This is a genomic window from Nocardiopsis trehalosi NBRC 14201 (genome assembly GCF_001552555.1).
Lineage (GTDB): Bacteria > Actinomycetota > Actinomycetes > Streptosporangiales > Streptosporangiaceae > Nocardiopsis_B > Nocardiopsis_B trehalosi.
This window is the reverse complement of sequence record NZ_BCRK01000013.1, coordinates 1-22,725: the sequence shown is the minus strand read 5'-3', so window position 1 is coordinate 22,725 and position 22,725 is coordinate 1. Positions and strand designations below refer to the sequence as shown.

The 22,725-nt window shown below is 74.6% G+C and carries 26 protein-coding genes and 1 tRNA gene; 11 read left to right on the top strand and 16 right to left on the bottom strand.

The genetic code is table 11. The features are described 5' to 3' along the window. Positions 1 to 17 precede the first annotated feature (17 nt). From NT8_RS04150 to NT8_RS04140, 3 genes are all read right to left on the bottom strand, one after another. Positions 18 to 545: a hypothetical protein gene (locus NT8_RS04150; protein ID WP_245646026.1), complete on the bottom strand. Its 528-nt coding sequence runs from the start codon at positions 543 to 545 to the stop codon at positions 18 to 20. A gap of 403 nt (positions 546 to 948) precedes the next feature. Continuing rightward, positions 949 to 1,578, bottom strand: a complete 630-nt coding sequence (locus NT8_RS04145) for a hypothetical protein (RefSeq protein ID WP_067964424.1) — start codon at positions 1,576 to 1,578, stop codon at positions 949 to 951. A 1-nt stretch (position 1,579) separates the two neighbouring features. Further along, positions 1,580 to 2,269 carry a hypothetical protein gene (locus NT8_RS04140; RefSeq protein ID WP_067964421.1) on the bottom strand — a complete coding sequence of 230 codons (690 nt, stop codon included), beginning with the start codon at positions 2,267 to 2,269 and terminating at the stop codon, positions 1,580 to 1,582. 324 nt (positions 2,270 to 2,593) lie between these two features. On the opposite strand from NT8_RS04140, the gene NT8_RS29130 reads away from it, so the two are divergent. From NT8_RS29130 to NT8_RS04125, 3 genes are all read left to right on the top strand, one after another. Next, positions 2,594 to 2,809, top strand: coding sequence for a hypothetical protein (locus tag NT8_RS29130; protein WP_217999059.1), 216 nt, complete (start codon positions 2,594 to 2,596; stop codon positions 2,807 to 2,809). A 37-nt stretch (positions 2,810 to 2,846) separates the two neighbouring features. Further along, entirely contained in the window at positions 2,847 to 3,047 is a 201-nt protein-coding gene (locus NT8_RS04130; RefSeq protein ID WP_067964418.1) for a hypothetical protein, read from the top strand. A gap of 162 nt (positions 3,048 to 3,209) precedes the next feature. Then, positions 3,210 to 6,227 (top strand): AfsR/SARP family transcriptional regulator, encoded by a 3,018-nt coding sequence (locus tag NT8_RS04125; RefSeq protein WP_067964416.1) that lies wholly within the window; start codon positions 3,210 to 3,212, stop codon positions 6,225 to 6,227. A gap of 119 nt (positions 6,228 to 6,346) precedes the next feature. Here NT8_RS04125 and NT8_RS04120 read toward each other — a convergent pair whose 3' ends face one another. Next, a complete protein-coding gene (locus tag NT8_RS04120) occupies positions 6,347 to 6,685 on the bottom strand; it encodes a hypothetical protein (protein ID WP_067964414.1) in 339 nt (112 codons plus the stop codon). Positions 6,686 to 6,890: 205 nt separating this feature from the next. Between NT8_RS04120 and NT8_RS04115 the strand changes: the two genes are divergently transcribed. Further along, positions 6,891 to 6,967: transfer RNA gene (locus NT8_RS04115), tRNA-Pro, on the top strand. Positions 6,968 to 7,163: 196 nt separating this feature from the next. Here NT8_RS04115 and NT8_RS04110 read toward each other — a convergent pair. Together NT8_RS04110 and NT8_RS04105 are read right to left on the bottom strand one after the other, a co-directional pair. Then, a complete protein-coding gene (locus NT8_RS04110) occupies positions 7,164 to 7,592 on the bottom strand; it encodes a DMT family transporter (RefSeq protein WP_067964412.1) in 429 nt (142 codons plus the stop codon). A gap of 110 nt (positions 7,593 to 7,702) precedes the next feature. Then, positions 7,703 to 8,023, bottom strand: coding sequence for a DMT family transporter (locus tag NT8_RS04105; protein WP_067964410.1), 321 nt, complete (start codon positions 8,021 to 8,023; stop codon positions 7,703 to 7,705). 172 nt (positions 8,024 to 8,195) lie between these two features. Here NT8_RS04105 and NT8_RS04100 point away from each other — a divergent pair, with 172 nt between their 5' ends. Together NT8_RS04100 and NT8_RS04095 are read left to right on the top strand one after the other, a co-directional pair. Next, a complete protein-coding gene (locus NT8_RS04100; protein ID WP_067964408.1) occupies positions 8,196 to 8,663 on the top strand; it encodes a MarR family winged helix-turn-helix transcriptional regulator in 468 nt (155 codons plus the stop codon). 168 nt (positions 8,664 to 8,831) lie between these two features. Continuing rightward, entirely contained in the window at positions 8,832 to 9,851 is a 1,020-nt protein-coding gene (locus NT8_RS04095) for a MerR family transcriptional regulator (protein ID WP_067964406.1), read from the top strand. A 66-nt stretch (positions 9,852 to 9,917) separates the two neighbouring features. On the opposite strand, the gene NT8_RS04090 is transcribed toward NT8_RS04095, so the two are convergent. The 5 genes from NT8_RS04090 to NT8_RS04070 form a co-directional block, all read right to left on the bottom strand. After that, positions 9,918 to 10,403 carry a hypothetical protein gene (locus NT8_RS04090; protein WP_157515509.1) on the bottom strand — a complete coding sequence of 162 codons (486 nt, stop codon included), beginning with the start codon at positions 10,401 to 10,403 and terminating at the stop codon, positions 9,918 to 9,920. Positions 10,404 to 10,589: 186 nt separating this feature from the next. Next, positions 10,590 to 11,429, bottom strand: coding sequence for a DUF1963 domain-containing protein (locus NT8_RS04085; RefSeq protein WP_169805189.1), 840 nt, complete (start codon positions 11,427 to 11,429; stop codon positions 10,590 to 10,592). Positions 11,430 to 11,496: 67 nt separating this feature from the next. Beyond that, on the bottom strand, positions 11,497 to 12,105 hold the full coding sequence (locus NT8_RS04080) for a CE1759 family FMN reductase (protein ID WP_067964403.1): 609 nt from the start codon (positions 12,103 to 12,105) through the stop codon (positions 11,497 to 11,499). Positions 12,106 to 12,330: 225 nt separating this feature from the next. Beyond that, a complete protein-coding gene (locus tag NT8_RS04075; protein WP_067964401.1) occupies positions 12,331 to 13,467 on the bottom strand; it encodes an LLM class flavin-dependent oxidoreductase in 1,137 nt (378 codons plus the stop codon). Between the two features lie 124 nt (positions 13,468 to 13,591). Continuing rightward, a complete protein-coding gene (locus tag NT8_RS04070; protein ID WP_067964399.1) occupies positions 13,592 to 14,203 on the bottom strand; it encodes a TetR/AcrR family transcriptional regulator in 612 nt (203 codons plus the stop codon). A gap of 68 nt (positions 14,204 to 14,271) precedes the next feature. On the opposite strand from NT8_RS04070, the gene NT8_RS04065 reads away from it, so the two are divergent. Further along, the gene (locus tag NT8_RS04065) at positions 14,272 to 14,850 is read left to right on the top strand and encodes a peroxiredoxin-like family protein (protein ID WP_067964397.1); all 579 of its coding nucleotides are present in this window, start codon (positions 14,272 to 14,274) and stop codon (positions 14,848 to 14,850) included. A gap of 55 nt (positions 14,851 to 14,905) precedes the next feature. On the opposite strand, the gene NT8_RS04060 is transcribed toward NT8_RS04065, so the two are convergent. Together NT8_RS04060 and exaC are read right to left on the bottom strand one after the other, a co-directional pair. Further along, positions 14,906 to 15,298, bottom strand: coding sequence for a DUF779 domain-containing protein (locus tag NT8_RS04060; protein ID WP_067964395.1), 393 nt, complete (start codon positions 15,296 to 15,298; stop codon positions 14,906 to 14,908). 2 nt (positions 15,299 to 15,300) lie between these two features. Further along, a complete protein-coding gene (exaC, locus tag NT8_RS04055) occupies positions 15,301 to 16,824 on the bottom strand; it encodes an acetaldehyde dehydrogenase ExaC (protein WP_067964393.1) in 1,524 nt (507 codons plus the stop codon). 255 nt (positions 16,825 to 17,079) lie between these two features. On the opposite strand from exaC, the gene NT8_RS31185 reads away from it, so the two are divergent. Continuing rightward, positions 17,080 to 18,654, top strand: coding sequence for a GAF domain-containing protein (locus NT8_RS31185; protein WP_084468632.1), 1,575 nt, complete (start codon positions 17,080 to 17,082; stop codon positions 18,652 to 18,654). A 96-nt stretch (positions 18,655 to 18,750) separates the two neighbouring features. Here NT8_RS31185 and NT8_RS29125 read toward each other — a convergent pair whose 3' ends face one another. After that, a complete protein-coding gene (locus NT8_RS29125) occupies positions 18,751 to 19,050 on the bottom strand; it encodes a hypothetical protein (RefSeq protein WP_067964391.1) in 300 nt (99 codons plus the stop codon). A gap of 314 nt (positions 19,051 to 19,364) precedes the next feature. Between NT8_RS29125 and NT8_RS04040 the strand changes: the two genes are divergently transcribed. Further along, entirely contained in the window at positions 19,365 to 19,889 is a 525-nt protein-coding gene (locus tag NT8_RS04040) for a DUF1360 domain-containing protein (RefSeq protein WP_245646025.1), read from the top strand. A 79-nt stretch (positions 19,890 to 19,968) separates the two neighbouring features. Further along, on the top strand, positions 19,969 to 20,364 hold the full coding sequence (locus NT8_RS04035; RefSeq protein WP_067964387.1) for a VOC family protein: 396 nt from the start codon (positions 19,969 to 19,971) through the stop codon (positions 20,362 to 20,364). On the opposite strand, the gene NT8_RS04030 is transcribed toward NT8_RS04035, so the two are convergent. Beyond that, positions 20,357 to 21,049, bottom strand: coding sequence for a helix-turn-helix domain-containing protein (locus tag NT8_RS04030; protein ID WP_067964385.1), 693 nt, complete (start codon positions 21,047 to 21,049; stop codon positions 20,357 to 20,359). The two genes, NT8_RS04035 and NT8_RS04030, sit on opposite strands and share 8 nt — an antisense overlap. Positions 21,050 to 21,170: 121 nt before the next feature. Further along, positions 21,171 to 22,091, bottom strand: coding sequence for a metallophosphoesterase (locus NT8_RS04025; RefSeq protein ID WP_067964383.1), 921 nt, complete (start codon positions 22,089 to 22,091; stop codon positions 21,171 to 21,173). A 117-nt stretch (positions 22,092 to 22,208) separates the two neighbouring features. Here NT8_RS04025 and NT8_RS04020 point away from each other — a divergent pair, with 117 nt between their 5' ends. After that, entirely contained in the window at positions 22,209 to 22,667 is a 459-nt protein-coding gene (locus NT8_RS04020) for a GatB/YqeY domain-containing protein (RefSeq protein ID WP_067964381.1), read from the top strand. Positions 22,668 to 22,725: the final 58 nt, after the last annotated feature.

The window sequence follows — 22,725 nt, the reverse complement described above, 5'->3', positions numbered from 1 at the left end:
TAGTCCGACGAGTCCGGCTAGTCCGGCTGGTCGAACAGCAGCGCGGCGGGGCGGGGCTCCTCGCCGGTGGCGGTGTTGGCCCGCACCTCGAACCGCAGCTCGCCCGCCACGTCCTCGGGCACCAGGAAGGTGACCACCATCCCGGTCTTCTCGTCGACCGGCAGCGGTTCGCCCTCGGCGTCGAAGCAGCCGAACCCGAACTGGCCGACGTCCTCGGGCAGCGTGCGGCCCGAGAACTCCGAGGTGGGGTCCCACGCCCGCCCCTCGTCGTCGAGCGCCCGGAAGGAGCACGACGCCTGCAGCAGCTCCACCGCGCGGTCGTCCCCCGGGGTGACGACGAACACCGCGTCGACCAGTTCCAGGCCGTCGGGCACCGGTTCGCCGCCGCTCTCGCCGAACACCGGGCCCCGGAAGTCCCAGGTGCTGCCCGCGAGTTCGGCCGTGTCGCCCGACACGGGGGTGGGCTCCGGCGGCATGGCGCCGGAGGCCAGCATGGTCCGGCGCTCCAGGTACCACGGGACGCCCAGGGCCAGCGGGGCCAGCACCGCCAGCGCGGCGACGTAGGGCAGGTGGAGCCGCTTCCACAGGGGGAGGGCGCGGCGCGGCCGCCGCGAACGGCCGGCGCCCCGCTCGGCGGGGGGCGGTCCGGGCGGTGGGCCGGGCGGTGCCGGCGGCGGGCCGTAGGGGGCCGCGGGGGCGCCGAAGCCGGGCGGACCCGGGTTCGGGCCGGGCGGCGGCTGCCGGTACGGGGAGCGGGGCGCGCCGGGCGGCGGGATCGGGGGGCCCTGCGGGCCCGGGTGCGGCGGCCCGCCGAAGGGCGGCCGCGGCGGACCGTACCCCGGCGGCGGGGCCGGCCGGCCCTGGGGGCCGTACGGGCCACCGCCCGGCGGCGGTCCGGGCGGCGGGGTACGGCGGCGGGGATCGTGTGGATGCATGTCCGTCGCTCCCCTAGCGCATCTCGGTCGGTGGGATGGCGACCTCGTCCTCGGGGTCCTCGACCAGGGCGGCCAGCTCGGTGCCGCGCAGTCCCAGGTCGATGTCGGCCCGCGCGGACAGCCGCGCGTCGAGCGAGGTGTTCAGCGACACCTGGAGCGTGGGGTCGGTCAGCCGGTTCTCGGCCACCTCGAACACGATGGCGCCGTACTCGGGGCGGGCGGGTTCGAACGGTGCGCCGTTGGACTCCAGGGTGTTCATGAACCACATGGAGCTGGAGTAGGTGTAGCCGCCCCCGGCGTCGAGCTCGGCCGACACGTTCGGCAGGGACTCGCGCCGCGCCTCGACGGTGAGCCAGGCGACCAGCCACACCCCGTTGGCCTCGATGGGCTCGCCCTCGATGCCGAACTCCCCGGCGTCGCCGGCGCCGTCGTAGGCGGAGCGGGCGATCTCGATCCGCTCGACCTCGACCGTGAAGACCTCGGCGTCGACCGGCTCGCCGATGGCGCCCCCGTAGGCGATCGGGCCGACCGTGTCGGCGGGGGAGGGGATGAGCGCGTGCGCGGCCATGATCAGGGCCAGCAGCACGGCGCTGAGCGCGGCGGTGAGCAGGCGGCCGCCGCGCGGGCCGGAGCGGTCGCGCACGTCACTCCCCCTTGTCGAGGGGCAGGGTGATCGCGGCGAGCGTGGTGCCGCCGGGGCCCCATCTCTCGCTCTGGTCGGTGAACCCGCTGGCGTACTCGGCGTCGAAGACGCGGAGGGTCACGGACTCCTCGCGCGCGATCTCCGCGGACAGGTCCTCGGGCTCGGCGAACAGCTGGTCGGGGTCGAACACCGGGGCGTCCGGGTCCTTCTCGGCCTCGGGGTCGACCTTGGACAGCGGCCAGCTCAGGGTGACCTCCTCGGCCATGTCCGGCTGGACGTCGTAGACGACGCCGTCGGGGTGGCGCTCGAACGCGATGGACAGCGGGCCCGGTTCGAGGAGGTGCGGGTCGAGCTTGGGTTCGATGATGCGGCCCAGGTCGCCGCCGGTGAACGGGCGGGTGTCGTGCGACCGCAGGTCGGCGCGGACGACCAGCGAGGAACCGCCCAGTTCGGGGTCGGTGGTGATGGCGGCGTCGCGCACCGTGAGGGTGAACATGTCGTTGGTGACCGGGGTGCCCGGGGCGGTGTCGGCGGCGGCGTCGGCGGATTCGAGTCCGCCGGTCACCCACAGCAGCAGCGCGACCATGCCCGCCACCGCGGAGGCCACCAGGGCGAGGACGGCACGCAGCAGCCGGCTCTCGGGCAGGAACTGCCCGGGACCCTCGTCTCCGGCCGGTGCGTGGTGTGCCACGGGGACGGAGTCTAGTTGCTATGACCCCTTTCGCGGTGTTCGCGGCCTGATCAGGCCAGTGTGCGCGGGTGTGGAACCGCCGAGGCGGGGAAGCCGTCGCGCGCGGGGCGCCGGCCGCCGGGCCTTAACGAGGGCCACCCAAGGGGGACAACCTTCGTAAGTCCGGTGAAAGCAGGGCGCAAGACCGCGCTTCTAAGGTCGGAGTCGTTCAGCGAGATCGGCACCCGCAGGAGGACGGCCTGCGGAACCGGTCTGGCGTTCCTCAGGGTCCCGGCATGCCCGCCGCGGACCCTGATGAGCGCCTACGTCCGTTCGCCCCCGCAGATGGGACCTCGCATGATGACGCTCACCGTGCCCTCCCGGGTCGACGCCGAGTTCCTGCGGATCGTCACGGAGACGGAGAACGGGGCGAAGGGGGACCTCGCCCCGTCCACCGCGAAGGCCAGCCCCATGGACGCCGACGACGCACCTCTGCGCGCGGACATGGAACCCGCGGACGACGAGGATGGTCTGTTCGACGAGGAATTGGACTGGCCGTAGCGGCCAGGAGCACGCACGACCGAGGAGAAGAGACGACATGGGGCACATGACGCTGGTGGCCGCGCCGCACCTGGACACCGAGTTCGACGAGATCGTCGCGCGCCTGGGCGCCACCGCCAAGGCGACGCCGTTCCAGGACCCGGCGGCGGGTGCCGAACCCGCCGAGGTCCCCGCTGCGGAGGAGCCCGGCGAGGAGATCGAGGTCGCCGAGAAGCGCCCGCGGGAGCGCAAGGAGTGAGTTGATTCGCTCGACGCGCAGACCCGCCATCACGCCCGGTGCCCGCGAGGGGGAGGCACCGGGCGTGATGGCATTGGAATTGCATACTCTTCATGGACCGCAAATGGCCTTGCTACAGTGCCATTTGTGGAATTTGGCGTGCTAGGTCCGATTACAGCCTGGGTGGACGGCGAACCCGTCTCCGTCGGCGGTCCGCGGCAGCGGTGTGTCCTCGGCGCGCTCCTCGTGGACCTGGGCAAGGAGGTCACGGTCGATCGGCTGATCGACTACCTCTGGGACGACGATCCGCCGCGCACGGCGCGGTCGGTCATCCAGGTGCAGGTCTCCCACCTGCGGCGCGCGTTCCCCGACGTCATCGAGACCACGGCCGGGGGCTACCTCGCCAACGTACCCCCCGAGCGCATCGACCTCTACCGGTTCCGCGAACTCGTCTCCCGCGCCCAGACCGCCGCCGAGCCGACCGAGCGGGTGCTGCTGTGGGAGCGCGCCCTCGCGTGCTGGCGCGGCAAGCCGTTCTCCGGCACCGGGTCCGACCAGCTCTGGTACGCCGTCTGCCAGCCGCTCATCGAGGAGCGGTGGGCGGCCGTCACCGGCTGGGCCGAGTGCGCCTTCTCCCTGCACCGGTACTCCGAGATCGTCACCCGGCTGACCCCGCTGCTGCGCGAGGACCCGCTGCGCGAGCGCCTCCAGTACCTGCTCATCGCGGCCCTGCACCGCAGCGGGCAGCGCGCCGCCGCCCTGACCGCGTTCCAGGACACCCGCGCATATCTGGCCGAGGAATTGGGCGTCGACCCCAGCCCCGCCGTCATGGAATTGCACCAGCGCATCCTTCGGGATACGGGCGGTGGAATCGACGATATGGCCGTGAACACTATCAATTCGCCGCAAATCGATTTCCCGACCGGGCCGCAGGAGAGCCCGGTCAAGCCCGACGAGATCGTCCCGCGCAATGACCTGCCGCGCGATATCCCCGATTTCACCGGACGCGAGGAGGCCCTGCGGCAGCTGCTGCGCGACCCCGGCGGCGACGACCAGGACCGCGCCGAGGTCCACGTCATCACCGGGCCCGGCGGCGCCGGCAAGACCACCCTCGCCGTGCACGCCGCCCACCGCCTCGCCGAGCACCACCCCGACGGGCAGCTGTTCATCGACCTCTACGGGTACACCGTCGACCAGGAGCCCGTCAGCGCCCGCTCCGCCCTCGGCACCCTGCTCCGCGCGATCGGCGTCGAACCCGAGGCCATCCCCGAGACCGTCGAGGAGCGGGCGGCCCTGTGGCGCGCCATGCTCGCCGGCAAGCGGGTCCTCGTCGTCCTCGACAACGCCCGCAACCACGCCCAGGTCAGCCCGCTGCTGTCGGCCGCCGCCGGATCGCTCACCCTCGTCACCACCCGGCACGACCTGCCCGGGCTCAGCGGGGCCCGCTACATCTCCCTCGGCATGCTGGGCGAGGAGGCCTCCCTGCGGCTGTTCACCACCGTCCTGGGGGCCGAACGCGTCGAACGCGAACCCGAGCAGGCCCGCCAGGTGGTCCGGCTGTGCGGCGGGCTGCCGCTCGCCCTGCGCATCGTCGTGGGGCGCATGCTCAGCCGCCCCCGGTGGACGTTCGCGCACGTCGCCCAGCGGCTCGGCGAGCACCAGCGGCGGTTCCGCGAACTCCGCGTCGACGGGCAGAGCGTCGAGGCCGTCTTCGAGCTGTCGTACCAGAGCCTCTACGACGAACTGCGGCGCGGCTTCCTGCTCCTCGGCATGATGGTGGGCAGCAGCGCCGACCTGCACGGCGCCGCCGCCCTGCTCGGCTGCGACCTGCCCGAGGCCGACGACCTCCTCCAGGACCTGGTCAGCGTCTGCCTGCTCGACGAGCCCGGCGTCGACCACTACCGGTTCCACGACCTCATCGGCGCCTACGCCCGGCAGAAGGCCCTCCAGCTCATCCCGCCCGCGGAGATCGAGACCGCGCGCCGCCGCATGGCCGACCACTACCTCGACATGGCGCAGCGGGCCGCCCGCATGATGGGGCCGCGCGGGCACGACTACGTCGTCGGGTCCACCGACTCCTCCCGCTACCGCAACGACTTCTCCACCCGCGTCGAGGCCGCCGCCTGGTTCGACCGCCACCAGGAGAACCTGGCGGCCACCGTCGACCTCTACGCCGCGGTCGGCGCCGGCGACGAGGCGTGGCAGCTCGCCGACTCCCTCTGGCGGTTCTACGCCCTCAGCGCCCGCACCGAACTCCTGCTGTCCACGCACGAGCGGGCCCTCGCCGTCAGCCGCGCCCAGGGCAACGAGCGGGGCAGCGCGGTCACCCTCATCGGGCTCGGCATCGCGCACTGCCTCGCGGGCCGGTTCGAGATGTCGCTCAAGCTGCTCAACGAGGCCCGCGACCTCCTCGCCGAGGTCGACGACCGGCGCGGGCAGGTGCGCGTCTACGGCAACCTCGGCATGGTCTACGAGCGGATGGGGCGCTTCCACGACGCCATCACCTCGTTCTGGAAGGTCCTCGACCACGCCATCTCCGTGGCCGACCCCGCGCTGGAGGCCATGCAGCGGACCAACGTCGCCCTGCTCTACCAGGTACTCGGCGATTACGAGAAGGCCATCGAGTTCAGCGAGTCCGCGCTGCGCATCGACGTCGGCGAGACCCACACCGAGGTCCGCGCGCAGGCGCTGCGCATCCTCGGGGAGGTGCACGCCCAGCTCGGCGACTTCGACGCCGGCTTCCGCCACCTGCAGGAGGCGCTGGACATGGGGCGCGTCGTCGGCGCGCACACCAACGAGATCTACACGCACAACGGGCTCGCGGTCGCCCTGCGCGCGTCGGGCGACCTGGAGGGCGCCATCAAGGCGCACCTGCACGCCCTCCAGCTCGGCGAGGACGCCCGGCAGCACAGCGCCGACGCCGAGATCCTGGCCGACCTCGGCGAGACCTACGCGGCGGCCGGGCGCCACGACGAGGCGGCCGCCACCTTCGGCCGCGGCCTCTCCCTCGCCCGCGAGCGCAGCGAACGCTACATCGAGGCCCGCGCCCTGCTGGGCCTCGCCCTGCTCCCCGAGGCGGTCGTCGACCCGGCCACCTCCCTCGCCCACCTCACCGCGGCGGCCACGATCTTCGCCGAACTCGGCGTCCCCCAGGCCGAACGCGCCCAAACCGAACTCCACCACCGCCGCACCGACGGCTGACCCCCGGGGCGCAATGGCCCACCCGCCGGCCCGCGGCGCGCCCGCCGCCGGCGCCGAGCGGATGGCCTACGGCGGCCGCCCGACGGCGGTCCGATCGCCGCGAGGCACCACCCGCCTCCCTATCCGCGTCCCTCGCGCCGGGGCCCGAGGCGGGCGTCGTTCCACTGACCGGGCGACGTCGCGGCGACGGCGTCGATGACGGCGGCCTCCCGGTGGAACGGGCACAGCACGTCCTCGAAACCGTGCGGCTCGACGCAGCGCTCCACCACGCACCTCCGCCCGCCGAGTTCGGCGCGGAGCGCCCTGATGTGGTTGGTGCAGTACAGCTCGGCGGGCTCGGTGAGTTCGATGCAGTCGCGGACGTCGCAGAAGCGCGAACCGTTGAGCCAGCGGGACAGGCGGACCCACCACGGGGCGGGGCGCACGCCGGGGACAGGGACGTGGTCGTCGGCACCCATGCTCCCAACGTGGAACCCGCCCGCCGCCCGGGCAAGGGCACCGGCCGAATCCGGCCGATGCCCACCGCGACGTTTCACCCGCCCGCACGCACGGAACCCGTCACCCCCACCCCCACGCCCCCCACGACACCACCCCCACCCCACACCCCGCCCAGAAACCGTGCGCGAGCACCTCCCCGCGTCCGCTAGACTGATCCACGTTGCACGGGGTGTAGCGCAGCTTGGCAGCGCGCTTCGTTCGGGACGAAGAGGTCGTGGGTTCAAATCCCGCCACCCCGACCAGCCAGAACGCCGGTTCCTACGGAACCGGCGTTTTGCGTTGGGGGCCGAACAGGGGGCCGGGGCGGGTGCGTGCGTCGGACGTGCGTCATGCGAGCGGCTCGATGCCTCGGACGGCGGTGAGGGCCCGGTCCACTCGGTGGATCGGGCCCTTCACGGTGGGTGCGGCTCGGCCGGGGGCCGGGGTGTGGAGATCGCGTCAGCCGTTCGACGCGTGCTCGGGGCGGTGGTGGCGCTTCTTCGGCATGTCGGCGAGTTTGAGCCAGACCACGCCGCCGATGATGACGGCGAGCCAGAGGGCGCGGAGGGGCGTAAGGGTCTCGTCGAAGAAGACGGGGCCGAGGAGGGCGGCGCCGACGGCGCCGATGCCGGCCCAGACGGCGTAGCCGATGCCGACGTCGATCGTCTTCAGGGCGACGCTGAGGGCGTAGAGGGTCAGCAGGAAGAAGACGACGGCGGAGACGGACCAGCCGACGAGGGTGAACCCCTCGCTGCCGCCGACGCTGAGCGCGTAGCCGACCTCGAAGACGCCGGCCAGGAGCAGGACCAGCCAGGGGCCGGCCTTCCGCTCGGTGGGAGCGGTCGCGGCGGCGGCGGTGGGTGTGGCGGTGGGCGTGGTGGCGGTCATGGGGTTTCCCTTCGCGGGGCTTGGGGCGGGGTTTGTGGTGGAGTCCGTCGCGGGTTTGCAGTGGGGTCCGCAGCGGGGTTTGTGGTGGGGGCGGTCGGGGGCGACGGGGGTCAGGCGGCCCCGGTGAGCTGGAGGCCGACGACGCCGCCGACGACGGCGGCGATGCCGAGGGCCTTCCGCCAGTCCATCCGCTGGCCGAGGAAGAGCGCGCCGACGACGACGATCCCGACGCCCGAGACGCTGGTCCAGATCGCGTACCCGACGCCGACGTCGAAGGTGAGCAGGGCGAAGCTGAGGAACAGGGTGCCGATCGCGCCGCTGACGAGGGTGGCGGCCGTCCACCCCAGGTGCCGGAAGCCGTTCGCCTTGCTCGCGAAGATGCCGACGGCGACCTCGAAGACGACGGCGATGGCCAGGTAGAGCCAGCTCATGGTGGTTCCCTTCGTGAATCCGGTGGATGTCCGGTTCGCCCGCGGAGGACGATGAATGTATGTACGTGCAAGTAAATCGCGGCCGTTCGCCGCCGAGGTGAGCGGAGCGCCTGAAGAGAAGTTTGCATGTACATGTATCCTGATGTCAACCGCGAAGCAGGAAGGTGCACCGATGCCGGACTCCCTCACGACCCCGACAGGTACGTCCGACCAGGAGGTCTGGGCCCGCCTCCTGGCGCTGCACGCGCACGTCGAGCGCGAACTCGCGCTCGCCCTCCAGCGCCGCCACGGCATGGGCCTGTCGGAGTTCCGCTCCCTCGAACACCTCGACCGCGCGGAGAACAGCGAGCTGCGCATGCAGGACCTGGCCGACAGGGTGAACCTCAACCAGTCGTCGGTGACCCGGCTCGTCGGCCGCCTCGAAACAGCGGGGTTCGCCTACAAGGACGTGTGCCCGTCCGACAAGCGCGGCGTCTACGCGGTCATCACCGACGACGGCCGCGAGCGCTACCGGGCGGCGCGCGCCACCTACGCCGACACCCTGTCCGCGGCTCTCGACGCCCTCGCCGCCGACCCCGACCTCGCCCCCGCTGTCCAGGCGCTGCGCGCGCAGGGGGCGACCCCCGCGGTCGGCCACTGAGGCACGCGGCAGCGGCCCCGCGCCCGGGCGAACCGCTCTCCGGGTGGGCGCCGGTGGTGCTCCGCGGTCCGAGGCGCCCGAACGGGGACACGGCGTCCCGAAGCGTGGCCGCACACCCCCGGCGGCGGGGGTTGAACCTCAAGCCGGTCGAGGTCCGATAGTGGCCGCATGAGCGACGAAGAGCTGTACTCCATCGGGGACGCCGCGATGCGGAGCGGGCTGAGTGTGAGCGCCGTCCGCTTCTACTCCGACGCGGGCGTGGTCCCGGCGACCGACGTGACCGAGGCCGGGCACCGGCTGTACGACGTGCACGCCATCGCGCGGCTGGAGCTCGTACGCACGCTGCGCGACCTCGACACCGGACTGGACGGCATCCGCCGGCTACTGGACGGCGGGACGAACCTGCACGACCTCCTCACCACGCACCTGGGGGTGCTGGAGCGGCAGGCGCACGTCCTGCGCGGCCGGCAGGCGGTCCTCAGGGCGCTGCTCAAGCAGAGCGGGACGCCCGCGCAGGCGGTGCTCATGCACAAGCTGGTCACGATGTCCGACGAGGAGCGCGAGCGGCTCATCGACGACTTCTGGAGCGAGGTGGGCGCGGACCTCGACGTCCCGGCCGGCTTCGTCGACCGGCTGCGCACGATGCGCCCCCGCCTGCCCGAGGACCCCTCCGCCGCCCAGCTCGGCGCCTGGATCGAACTGGCCGACCTGGTGCGCGACCCCGACTTCCGCGACGCGGTCCGCGCCTACCTGCGGGACACCTACTCCACGCACCCGGGGCGGGTCATCGCGTCCGGCCCCGTGCAGGACTTCATCTACACGACCGGGGCCTCGGCGGGGGAGGAGCTGTTCGCCGCGTACAACGACGGGGAGCCCGCTGACTCCCCGCGGTCGCGGGCGGCCGCCGCCCGCTTCGCGGAGGCGACCGCCGCGTTCGCCGGCGAGGAGCCCACCCCGCTGTTCCTCGACCGGCTGGCCACCGGCTTCGCCTACGGGGACGAACTGGCTCGTGAGGAGGGGCCGGACGCGTTCGCGGACCCCCGATACGACGGCACGCACGGCAGGTACCTCTCCCTGGTGGCCGTGATCAACGGGACGCCGCCCGACGACGGGGAGGTGCCGTTCGCCTGGATCGCGGCGGCCCTGCGCGCCTCGGCGTCCGGGACCGAGCCCGCCTCCGACCGGTGAGGCGGCGGAGGCCGGCCGCTCCGCACCGGCACGCCGATCACATGTTTCAGCTGCCAGCGGCCGGTGTCAGTGGCCGGGGGCGGCGATCGGGGTGGTGGGCCCCGCGTCCTCGGTCGCCGCCGTGGGGAAGCCGCAGTCGGGCAGCCCGGGAATGGGCTCGTAGTTGCCGCCGCCGGAGACGTTCACCGCCGGGAACCACCCCCACCCCTGGTCGGAGTAGGCCACATCGCCCTGGGTGTACAGCCACCAGTTGTTGCGGTACTCGCCCACCGGGGGGTTCTCCAGGTGGGGCACCTGCTGCTGGCAGACGAACCACGCGCGGCCCGCGTAGAGGTGGCCGGAGATCTCGCTGGGGTCGTCCTTGCCGACGCCCCGTTCGAGGTCGCCGCTGAGCCACGCGTCGCAGTAGGTCGTGGACCAGGTGTTCCCCAGGTGGTCGGTCACGGTCGGGCCCGCGCCGGAGCACCCGGCCGCGGCGGAGGCGGGGCCGGCCGCGGTGAGGGTCGCGGCCACCGCGGCGGTGATCATGAGGAGGGGCGTCATCGTCTTCATGGGACTCATCTCGCTCCGTGGTGACGAAGGGGGTCGCGTCGTCGGTGCCGATCCTCACACGCCCGCGGGCGCGTCACCGGGCGATCCCGTGATGTGACCGATGAAGGTCATCGGTGACGACATGTCGACATCACCCCATCCGCCGCGCCGGCACCGTACGCCACGTTCCGCGGCGCGCCGGACCCGTCAGCACGACTCCATGGTGCAGTCGACCTGGGAGAAGTCCCCCGCGCGCAGGGCGTCGGCCGGGATCTCGAAGGTGACCATGCCGCAGTCGGCCCAGGTCCAGGCGGGGTCGGTGTCGAGCTGGAGGAGGTGGACGCGGGTCTCGACCGGGACGGGCATCCCCTGCATCGCCCAGGGCCAGCCGAACGCCCGGTGGCCGTCGTCGCCGGATTCGGGGAGGTTGCGGATTCCGGCCAGGACGCCGTCCTTCCCGGTGCCGTCCGGAAGGCGGTCGAGCAGCCGCTCGAACGCCTCCCACACCTCCGCGGTGTTCTCCTCGTGCCGGGCCGGCGCGAGGTGGCTCCCGGTGGAGTCGGGCAGGGCCACGACCGGGTCGGCGCGCACGGGGCGCGCGGGCAGCACGACCCCGCCCGCCGGGGGCGCGGCCTCCACCGCGGTGGCCGGGTCGGCGGGGACGACCCGCCAGTCCATCGGGGCCTCGAAGTGGGCCTGCCGGGAGGCGGCGACGTCGTCAGCGAGGGCCGACTCGTAGCCGAGGTAGAAGACGTTGAGCAGCCCGGCGCCCGCCGGCAGCGGCGCGTCGAGCCACGGCCGCAGCGCGTCGGTGTCGACCACCGCGAGCAGCGTCAGCGGGGTGCCCTCGAACTCCGGCCACGGCGTTCCGGGCTCCAGCAGCGCCGGCCCGCCGAACCGGAACCGCCCCGAGGCGCCGGCGCCGTCGTCGACCGGGCTCAGCGTGAACCCGTTGCGGGCCAGCGCGGCGACGCGCGGCCCGGTCTCCGCCCCCAGGTGGGCGGTGCACAGGCGGGTGAGTTCCGTGGTGATGTCGTCGGGGAGCATGCCGGGAGTGAACCACACCCGGATGACGGTCCCGGACGCCGTCCGCCCGCGCGGTGCCCGGCCCCGGTCACTCTCCGAGGAGGTCGGTGAACGGGGTGGGGTCGGTGAACGGGTCGTCGGTGGTGCGGGGCGGGGTGGTGGTCAGGGTGGCGGCGAGTTCGGCCGCGGCGCGGGCGATGCGGGTGGTGAGGTCGTTCTCGGCGCCGGTGCCCCAGTCCTCGGACGAGGCGTAGACGGCGGTGGGGACGACGGCGGCCCGGAGGTAGGCGAACATCGGGCGCAGCGCGTGTTCGAGGGCGAGGCTGTGGCGGGCGGTGCCGCCGGTGGCGCCCATCAGGACCGGGGTGCCGGTCAGCGCGTCGGCGTCGAGGACGTCGAAGAAGGTCTTGAACAGCCCGCTGTAGGACGCGTTGAAGATCGGCGTGACGGCGATGACGGCGTCCGCCTCGGCGACGGCGTCGACCGCGGCCTTCAGGTCCCCGGTGGGGAAGCCCGTGAGCAGGTTGTCGGCGAGGGCGCGGGCGTGGTCGCGCAGTTCCACGACGTCGGCGGTGGCGGTGGCGCCCCGCTCGCGCAGGGCGGTCTCGGCGCCGGCGGTGAGGCGGTCGGCGAGCAGGCGGGTGGACGACGGCACGCTGAGGCCGGCGGACACCACCGCGAGCTTGTACGGGTTCATCGGAATCGCTGCTCCTCTTGGTGCTGCCGGGGCCGGTGGGGCTCCCGGTGTCGGGTGTGGTGGTGCCCCGGCCGGGCGGTGGCGGTACCGGCGGCGCCCCCCGCGCCGGGGCGGTGCGGGTCGGGGTCGTGCGCCCTCGGGAGGCCGATCCGGACGCCTCCGCTCCTGGGCCGTCCGGTCCCGGCGCTCCGGCCCGGGGGGCGGTGGCGGGCGGCGCTCCGGGCGTCAGGACGCGGTGCCCGCCGGGCCGGCCGCGTCCCCCGCGCCGCTGTCGCCGCCGGCCGCCCGCGCCTCGGCGGCCGCGCGCAGGCTCGCGTGGGTCGGGGCGTCGGGCACGTGGGCCGGGCGCAGGGCCGCGAACTCCTTGCGGAGGACGGGCACGACCTCCTCGCCGAGGAGGTCGAGCTGCTCCAGGACGGTCTTCAGCGGCAGGCCGGCGTGGTCCATCAGGAACAGCTGGCGCTGGTAGTCGCCGAAGTGGTCGCGGAACGACAGGGTCCGGTCGATGACCTGCTGCGGGCTGCCGACGGTGAGCGGGGTGGCCTCGCTGAACTCCTCCAGCGAGGGTCCGTGCCCGTACACCGGGGCGTTGTCGAAGTACGGCCGGAACTCGCGCACCGCGTCCTGGCTGTTCTTCCGCATGAAGACCTGCCCGCCGAGGCCGACGATGGCCTGGTCGGCGGAACCGTGCCCGTAGTGCTCGTACCGGCGGCGGTACAGCCCGATGAGCTTCTGGTAGTGCTCCTTGGGCCAGAAGATGTTGTTGGCGAAGAACCCGTCGCCGTAGTAGGCGGCCTGCTCGGCGATCTCCGGGGTGCGGATGGAGCCGTGCCACACGAACGGCGGCACGCCGTCGAGCGGGCGCGGGGTCGAGGTGAAGCCGCGCAGCGCGGTGCGGAACTTGCCCTCCCAGTCGACGACGTCCTCGCGCCACAGCCGGCGCAGCAGGTGGTAGTTCTCGACGGCGAGCGGCAGGCCCTGCCGGATGTCCTGCCCGAACCACGGGTAGACCGGCCCGGTGTTGCCGCGCCCCATGACCAGGTCGACGCGCCCGTCGGCGAGGTGCTGCAGCATCGCGTAGTCCTCGGCGATCTTCACCGGGTCGTTCGTGGTGATGAGCGTGGTCGCCGTGGACAGGATGAGGCGCTCGGTGCGCGCCGCGATGTAGCCGAGCATCGTGGTCGGGGACGACGGGACGAACGGCGGGTTGTGGTGCTCGCCGGTGGCGAAGACGTCCAGGCCGACCTCCTCGGCCTTGAGCGCGATCGCGACCATGGCCTTGATGCGCTCCGCCTCGGTGGGCGTGGTGCCCGTGGTCGGGTCGGGCGTGACGTCGCCGACGGAGAAGATTCCGAACTGCATGCCGGCCTCACTGTGGTAGAAACTTCAACTTCTTCCCGGAGAACCTACCGACCTCCGCTTTCATTCCACCATCCGGCCCTCGGCGCGCGGCCGACGTCCGCGCCCGGACCGCCCGGTGCGCGGGTCAGCGGGAGAGGCCGTCCAGGACGGCCGCGAGCGACGCGCGGAACGCGGCGTCCGGGTCGACGCCGGAGGCGGCGCGCGCGGTCGCGATGAGCAGCGGGTACTCCGCGTCCGGCAGCGCGGCGAGGGCGTCCGTGCCCGGCCCCGACAGCGGGCCGAAGTGGTCGGCCAGGACCGCTCCGTACAGGTGGCCGGTCACCGCCCGGAAGGCGGTCACCCGGTGCGCGCCGGCGAACCCGCCCTCGGTGAGGGCCGCGAGCACGGACTCGCCCCAGGCCAGCGCCCCCGGTGACGCGTGCCGCCGCGTGGCGAGCAGCGGCAGCACGGCCGGATGGGCGGCGAGCGCGGCGCGGACGCGGACGGCGAGGACGACGACGCGCTCCCGCCACGCGACCCCTGGGGGCGGCTCGGGGTCGACCCCCGCGAGGACGTGCGCCAGCACCAAATCCTCGACCCCCTCGCGGTCGCTCACGTAGCGGTAGAGCGACATGGTGCCCATGCCGAGTTCGGTGGCGAGCGCGCGCATGGTCAGCGCGGCGGGGCCGCCGCGGTCGAGCACCGCCAGCGCGGCCGCCGCGATGCGGGTGTCGTCGAGGGAGCGCGGTCGAGGCATGGTGTTGACAGCGTACAAGATACGCGCATAGCTTTTAAGCGTACATCGCACGCTTAAAAGGAGCGGTCATGCCCGTACGCGCCACCCCCCGCCGGTTCGCCGTGGGCGACACCGTCCCCGCCCGGACCCTCACCGACCTGCGCGGCGACCCGGTCGCGGTCCCCGACCCCGACCGCCTCCTCCACCTCCAGTTCCGCCGGTTCGCCGGCTGCCCGATCTGCCACCTGCACCTGCGGTCCGTCGCCCGCCGCCACGACGAGATCGCGGCCGCGGGCGTCCGCGAGGTCGCCGTCTTCCACTCCTCCGCAGCCGACCTGCTCCGCCACGAACCCGACCTGCCGTTCCCGCTGGTCGCCGACCCCGACCGCGCGCTCTACCGCGAGTTCGGGGTCGAGGCCGCGCCTCGCGCGCTGCTCGACCCGCGCGCCTGGCCCGGCATCGCCCGAGCGCTCCGCCACGGGACCCGCGCCGCCGCCCGCGGCGCCGCCGCCCCGCCGCTCACCCCCGAGGGCGGCCGACTGGGCCTGCCCGCCGACCTGCTCGTCGCACCCGACGGCACGGTGGCGGCCCTCCGCTACGGGGCGCACGCCGACGACCAGTGGTCGGTCGACGAGATCCTCGCCGCCGCCCGGGCCGCCCGCCCCTGACCCGCGCCCGGGCCGGCCGATGCCCCCGCCGGCCACGGGGCCGGCGGGGGCGGGGTCACCCGCCGAGGGCGTCCAGCTCCTCCCCGGTGAGCAGCCGGGAGCGGATCAGGAACCGCACCCCCTCCGGCGCCTCGACCGAGAACCCGCTGCCCCGGCCGGGCACCACGTCGATGGTCAGGTGCGTGTGCCGCCAGTACGCGAACTGCGCCGCCGACATCCACACCTCCACCGGCTCCGCCACCCCGGGTACGCGCAGCGCGCCGAGCCGCACGTCGGCGGCGCCCGTCCGGAACTCGCCCGCCGGATAGCACATCGGGGAGCTGCCGTCGCAGCACCCGCCCGACTGGTGGAACATCAGCGGGCCGTGCAGGCCGGTCAGGCGCCGCACCAGGTCCTCGGCGGCGGGCGTCAGCCCCACCCGGCCCGCGCCCGCTCCGTCGCCGCCCACGGCTAGAACAGCCCCAGCGCCGCGTCGGAGTAGCTGACCAGCAGGTTCTTCGTCTGCTGGTAGTGGTCGAGCATCATCTGGTGGTTCTCCCGGCCGATGCCCGACTGCTTGTACCCGCCGAACGCGGCGTGCGCGGGGTAGGCGTGGTAGTTGTTCACCCACACGCGGCCCGCCTGGATGTCGCGCCCCGCCCGGTAGGCCAGCCGCCCGCTGCGCGACCACACCCCCGCGCCCAGCCCGTACAGGGTGTCGTTGGCGATCTTCACCGCGTCGGCGTAGTCGCCGAACCGGGTCACCGCCACCACCGGGCCGAAGATCTCCTCCTGGAAGATCCGCAGCTTGTTGTGCCCCTCGAACACGGTCGGCTGCACGTAGTACCCGCCGGACAGGTCGCCGTCGAGCTCCAGCCGGCCGCCGCCGGCCGCGACCCGGGCGCCCTCCTGGCGCCCGATGTCGATGTAGGACAGGATCTTCTCCAGCTGGTCGTTGCTGGCCTGCGCGCCGAGCATGGTGTCCGTGTCCAGCGGGTTGCCCGCGCGGATGGCCGCCACCCGCTCCAGCGCGGCGCCGAGGAAGTCGTCGTAGATGTCGGCCTGGATCAGCGCGCGCGACGGGCACGTGCACACCTCGCCCGAGTTGAGCGCGAAGAGCGCGAACCCCTCCAGCGCCTTGTCGTAGAACGCGTCGCGGGCGTCGGCCACGTCGGAGAAGAACACGTTGGGGCTCTTGCCGCCCAGCTCCAGGGTGACCGGGATCAGGTTCTCGCTGGCGTACTGCATGATCAGCCGCCCCGTGGTGGTCTCCCCGGTGAAGGCGATCTTGCGGATGCCGCTGTGCTGGGCCAGCGGCTTGCCCGCCTCCACGCCGAACCCGTTGACGACGTTGAGCACCCCGGGCGGCAGCAGGTCGGCGATCAGCTCCAGCAGCACGTGGATGGACGCGGGGGTCTGCTCCGCGGGCTTCAGCACCACCGCGTTGCCCGCGGCGAGCGCCGGGGCCAGCTTCCACGTGGCCATCAGCAGCGGGAAGTTCCACGGGATGATCTGCCCGACCACGCCCAGCGGCTCGGTGAAGTGGTAGGCCACCGTGTCCGCGTCGATCTGCGAGATGTGCCCCTCCTGGGCGCGCAGCGCCCCGGCGAAGTACCGGAAGTGGTCGACGGCCAGCGGCAGGTCGGCGGCCAGCGACTCCCGCACCGGCTTGCCGTTCTCCCACGTCTCGGCGACCGCCAGCCGCTCCAGGTTCTCCTCGATCCGGTCGGCGATCCGGTTCAGTACGAGCGCGCGCTCGGCCGGTGAGGCGGCGCCCCACGCGGGCGCCGCGCCCTGGGCGGCGCGCACCGCGCGGTCGACGTCCTCGGCCGTGCCGCGCGCGACCTCGGTGAACACGCGCCCGGTGACGGGGGTGGGGTTCTCGAAGTACCCGCCCTTCGCCGGCGGGGAGTACTCGCCGCCGATGAAGTGGTCGTAGCGGGATCGGAACCCGACGACACTGCCGGGCGTGCCCGGGTTGGCGTAGACGGTCACAGCGGCCTCCCGTCGCGGACCGGCCGACGGCGCCGACCGGCGTCGGATGTGGTGCGCGTCACCCTAGGCGGGGCCGCGTTACATCCCCGTTGCGTCCGGGCGCCCTCGCTGGTCAGCGGTCTCCGCGCAGGTCGGCGCGGTGCGACCGGAGGGGCGGGTGGGCCGTACCGGTTCCGCCACTTGCCAGTGCGCCGACGCGGCGCGCATCATCCGAGGGGGGCCGGTGCCCCGCCTCGACCTCCGGGTGGTGAGACCGTGTCGGCGCAAAGCGAGCGACTGCGGCGGCAGCACGACGCCGTCCTCGGCGGCTCCCGCCCGCCCGCCGGGCCGCCGCGCCCGGTGGTGTCCGCGTCGTGGTCGCGGTCGCTCCAGGCGAGCGTCGACCCCGACCGCAGCGGGCCGCCCGTCGTCTACGGGCCCGACGAGATCCACGACGTCCGCTCCGCCCACCCCCTCGCCGCGGTGCTGCCGATCCTGCGCGGCGCCCTCGCCCCGTCGGTCGACGCCGCCACCCAGCTGATGATCGTCACCGACGTCGACGGCCACATCCTCTGGCGCGAGGGGCACCCGGCGGTGTGCGCGGCGGCCGACCGGGTGCTGCTGGCCGAGGGCACCCGGTGGAGCGAGAACGCCATCGGCACCAACGCCATGGGCACCGCCCTGGCCACGCGCGCCCCCGTGCAGATCTTCTCCGCCGAGCACCTGGTGCGGGCCTACCACGCGTGGAGCTGCGCGGCCGTGCCGCTGCGCGACCCCGACACCGGGCGGCTCATCGGCACCCTCGACGTCAGCGGGCGCGAGGAGGGGTTCCACCCGGCGCTCACCGGCCTGGTGGCCGCCGCGGCGGGGTTGGCGGAAGCGCACCTGCGGCTGCGCATGATGGCCGCCGACGAGCGCCTCCGCGACCGCTACCGCGACGACCTGCGGGCCCTCGGCGGCCGGCCCGGCGCCCTCGTCACGGTGAGCGGGCGGGTCATCGCCGCCCACCGCGTCGGCGCCCCGCTGCCCGAGCGGCTGACCGGCCTGCGGCCGGGCCCCCTGCGGCTGCCCGACGGCCGCGCCGGCGTGCTGGAGCCGCTGGCGCGCGGCTGGCTGCTCCGCCTGGCGGCGCCCGCCCCCGCCCGGCCGGCGCCATCCGCGCGCCCCGCCGGCTCCGCGCCCGCCGTCCCGGTGGCCCCGCCTGCGCTGTCGCTGCAGTTTCTCGGCCAGGAGCGCCCGGTGGTCCGGGTCGGCGGCCGCGCCCGCCCGCTGAGCCTGCGGCACGGCGAACTCCTCACCGTGCTCGCCCTCGCCCCCGAGGGCCGCACCGCCGAGGGCCTGGCGCTCGCCCTCTACGGCGAGGAGGGGAAGGCGGCGACCGTCCGCGTCGAGATGCACCGGCTCCGCCGCCACCTGGGCGACGCCGTGTCGGGGTCGCGCCCCTACCGCCTGCGGGCGGGCGTCGACGCCGACTTCGCGCGGGTCCGCCGCCTCCTCGCCGACGGCGACGTGCGCGGCGCCGCCGCCGGCTACCGCGGCGCCCTGCTCCCGAGCTCCGACGCCCCCGAGGTCCGCGCCGTGCGCGAGGAACTGGCGGCGACCCTGCGGCGGAGCGCCCTGGAGCTGCGCGACAGCGAGGTGCTGTGGACGCTGGCGGGCACCGACCTCGGCCGCGACGACGCCGAGATCCACGAGGCGCTCGTGGAGCTGCTGCCCCGCACCGCGCCCCGCGCGGCCGCCGCCCGCGCGCGGTTGCGCGCGATCGCCGAGCCCGCGCCGCCCGTACCGACCGCGGCGCGCCGTGCCGAGTCGGCCGCCATACCCCGGCCCGCTCGGCGGCGCCCCGGTTAGCCGTGCCCCGCCGTCCCGGGGCGGCGCCCGGTGCGCCCCGGACACCGCAGGGCCCCGCCCCGGACGAACCGGGGCGGGGCCGTGGCGCCGCGGACGCTAGTCGGCACAGCTCCAGATGAACCCGGAGCCGGCACCGCCCGGCCCGGCGTGGTCCCATTCCTTCCAGTAGCAGGCACCGCCGTCCCCGTGGTGCCCGTGCCCGTACCCATACCCGTGCCCGTGCCCGTACCCGTCGCCGGTGTGGGCGCCCACGTGCTTCGAGTAGGCGCCGTCGCGGTCGGCGTGGCTGTAGCCCTTCTCGTACGAGGCGTCGGCCATCGCGAGCGCGGGCGCGGTGAGCACGAGAGCGGGAGCGGCGATGCCGGCGACGGCGATGCGACGGAGATTGGCGTTCATGCTGGCTGGTTTCCCTTCGCGGAAGACGGTCCGACGATCTGCCGGACCCGGCTCCATCCGCGGCCGGCGCGCCCTATGGGCGGCGGCGCGGTAATCCGGGGCCGACTTCCACTCTGTGCGCTTACCGCCCCAAGAGAGAACATTGCGCGACTGTGTAGTCACAAAAGAAGAACGCGGCTATTTGGGGGTGATTTAACCGCCGAGTCGGCATCCTCGCCCGGCGTCCGCGCGTCCGGGGGCGCGCGTCGGTTTGGCGGGCGGCCCGTGCGGTAGCGGCAGCTGCCGACACTCTTCGACCGCGGATGGGGGACAGCATGGGCGGAGTCAAGGAGGCCATCTCCGAGGAACGGCGCGCCTACGAAGCGGGGGCCGAGCGCCCCACCACGGCGTACGCGGTGACGATGCTCGCCTACGCGGGCGGCGTCGGCGCGCTCGCCCTCGCCGGGCGGCTGAGCCGCCGCCCGCTGCCGAAGGTGACGCCGTGGGACCTCCTGCTCGTGTCGGTGTCCACGCACAAGCTGTCCCGGCTGATCGCCAAGGACCCGGTCACCAGCCCGCTGCGCGCCCCGTTCACCCGCTTCGAGGGCGCCGCGGGCCCCGCCGAACTCCACGAGGAGGTGCGCGGCCACGGCGCCCGCCACGCCCTCGGCGAACTCGTCACCTGCCCGTTCTGCCTCGCCCAGTGGGTGGCCACCGCCCACGTCGCCGGCCTGGTCCTCGCGCCCGGCTTCACCCGCCTCGCCGCGGCCGCCATGACCGCCGTCGGCGTCTCCGACTGGCTCCAACTCGGCTACGCCCGCCTCCAGCAGAGCGCCGAGGGCGGCGGCGACGAGGACTGACGCCGCAGCGGGCCGACGCGCCGCGCGGACGGCCGGAAGGTTCAAGACCGGGGCCGGACGGGTGGATAGCGTTCCCGGTATGGCACCGACATTCGACCTCATCGGACTGACCGTGGCGGACATGGGCGCGTCGCTGGCGTTCTACCGCCGGCTCGGGCTGGACGTCCCCGACGGGTCCGATGGCGCGCCGCACGTCGAGGCGGCGCTGCCCGGCGGGCTGCGCATCGCCTGGGACACGATCGACACCGTCCGCTCGTTCGACCCCGACTGGGTCCCGCCGAAGGGCGGGCACACCGTCTCCCTGGCGTTCCGCTGCGCCGACCCCGCCGAGGTGGACCGGCTCCACGCCGACCTGACCGCCGCCGGGTACACCGGCATCGCCCCCTGGGACGCCGTCTGGGGCCAGCGCTACGCGGTCGTGTACGACCCCGACGGCAACCCCGTGGACCTGTTCGCGCCGCTGCCCGCTACCTGAGCAGGGCGGTCGGCGGCACCCCCGCCAGCGCCCGGACCTCGCGCGCCATGTGCGCCTGGTCGGCGTACCCGGCGGCGGCCGCCGCCCCCGCCAGCGGGGCCCCGGCGCGGGCCAGGTCCAGCGCCCGCCCCATCCGCAGGATGCGGGCCAGCGTCTTCGGCCCGTACCCGAAGGCGCGGTGGAACCGGCGCCGGAGCTGCCGCTCGCTCAACCCGGCCGCCCGCGCCACCGCGCCGACCGCCGCCCCCCGCCGCAGCGGCCCCACCACGGCCGCCGGGAACGCGTCGAACGGCCCCGCGCCCGCCAACCGGTCGGCCGCGATCCGCTCCAGTTCCGCGCCCGGGGCCGCCGCACCCTCCACCCGCCCGGTGAGGCGGCGGACGGTGCGCGCGGGCCACAGGTCGGCCAGCGGCACCCGCTGGTCGGTCAGCGCGTCGGCGGGCACGCCCAGCACGTGCGGGGCGGTGCCCGGGGCGAACCGCAGCCCGGTCACCCCGGACCCGGCGGGCCAGGCGCCGAGCTGGGCGGTGGTGTCGGGGCCGGCCACGACCAGCCGGCCGTCGAGCCAGATGAGGTCCATGCTCCCGTCGGGCAGCACCCGGTGGTCGCGCGGCGGGGCGCCGTCGGGCGCCGCACCGTGCCACACGACCGCACCGGGGACGGCCGCCGGCCTCTCGCGGTACATGGCCCCAGTCTGCCACCCGCCGTCCGACCTGCGGGGACGGGGCCCGGCCGGTACCGCCGCGGGCGCGCGGGACGGGCGGGCCCCGCAGCCGGGAGCCGGGCGCCGCAGCGGCCCTCGGCGGTCAGGCGGCCCGCGCCACCAGGTCGATCAGGCTCGCCTCGGGGCGGCAGCAGAACCGCACCGGGGCGTAGGGCGAGGTGCCCAGGCCGCCCGACACGTTCAGCCAGGCGGGACCGTAGCGGTGCAGCCCCCAGGCGCGCCGCCGGTCGATACCGCAGTTGGTCACCAGGGTCCCGTAGAACGGCAGGCACACCTGGCCGCCGTGGGTGTGCCCGGCGAGCAGCAGCCGGTAGCCGTCGCGGGTGAAGCGGTCGAGGTTGGCCGGTTCGGGCGAGTGCAGGACGCCCAGGCGCAGGTCGGCGCCGGGGTCGGCCGGTCCGGCGACCGCGTCGTAGCGGTCCAGCCCGATGTGGGAGTCGTGCACGCCCGCCGCCGCGACGGCGAGCCCGCCCGCCTTCAGGGTGCCCTTCGCGTTGTTCAGGTCGAGCCAGCCGGCGCCGGTCATCGCCGCGCCGAGATCGCGCCACGGCAGGTCGGGGACGGTGCGCTTGCGGTAGTCGGTCCGGCTGCTCCGCCACAGGTAGCGGGCCGGGTTCTTCAACTGCGGGGAGAACAGGTCGTTGGAGCCGTAGACGAACGCGCCCGGCCGGTCAAGCAGCGGGCCCAGGGCGTCGATGAACGGCCCCACGGCGTCGGGGTGGGCCAGCGAGTCGCCGGTGTTGACGACCAGGTCGGGCGCGTAGGCGTCCAGCCCGCGGATCCACTCGATCAGCATGCGCCGCCCCGGGGTGAGGTGCGCGTCGGACAGGTGCAGCACGCGCAGCCGCGGGCTGCCGGGCGGCAGCAGCGGCAGGACGTGCCGGCGCAGCCGGAACCAGTTCCGCTCGACCACCGACGCGTAGCCGAACCCGGCCGCGCCGACCACTCCGGTCACCAGCGCGGCGCGGCCCGCCGCCCGCAGCACCCTGTTCATCCCGCTCATCGCTCCCCGTGTCCGCTGTCTCGACCCGTGCCCCGCCGCCTCCGGCGGCCGGCTCCCTGCGCCGGCCCTGGGGAGAACCCCTCGGGCGGCACACCCGGAAACCCTATGATCTCTTGCATGTCCGAACTCAAAGACCGCCTGAAGGCCGACCTCACCGCCGCCATGAAGGCCCGCGACGACGTCCGCACCCGCACCCTGCGCATGGTGCTGACCGCCGTGGCCAACGAGGAGGTCGCCGGCAGCTCCGTGCGCGAACTCGGCGACGACGACGTCGTCAAGATCGTCACGCGCGAGGCCAAGAAGCGCCGCGAGGCCGCCGAGGCGTTCGACAAGGGCGGCCGCCCCGAGAAGGCCGCCGACGAGCGCGCCGAGGGGGAGGTCCTCGCCGACTACCTGCCCGCGCAGCTCGACGACGCCGAGCTCGCCCGGCTGGTGGCCGAGGCCGTCGCCGAGGCCGGCGCCTCCGGCCCCCAGGACATGGGCCGGGTCATGAAGATCGTCAAGCCCAAGGTCGACGGCCGGGCCGAGGGCGGCCGGGTGGCCGCCGAGGTCAAGCGCCGGCTCACCGCGTCCTAGCGGCCGCGCCGCCGTCCGCGCCCCGACCGCCGAGGGGCGGGCGGCCACCGGCCGCCCA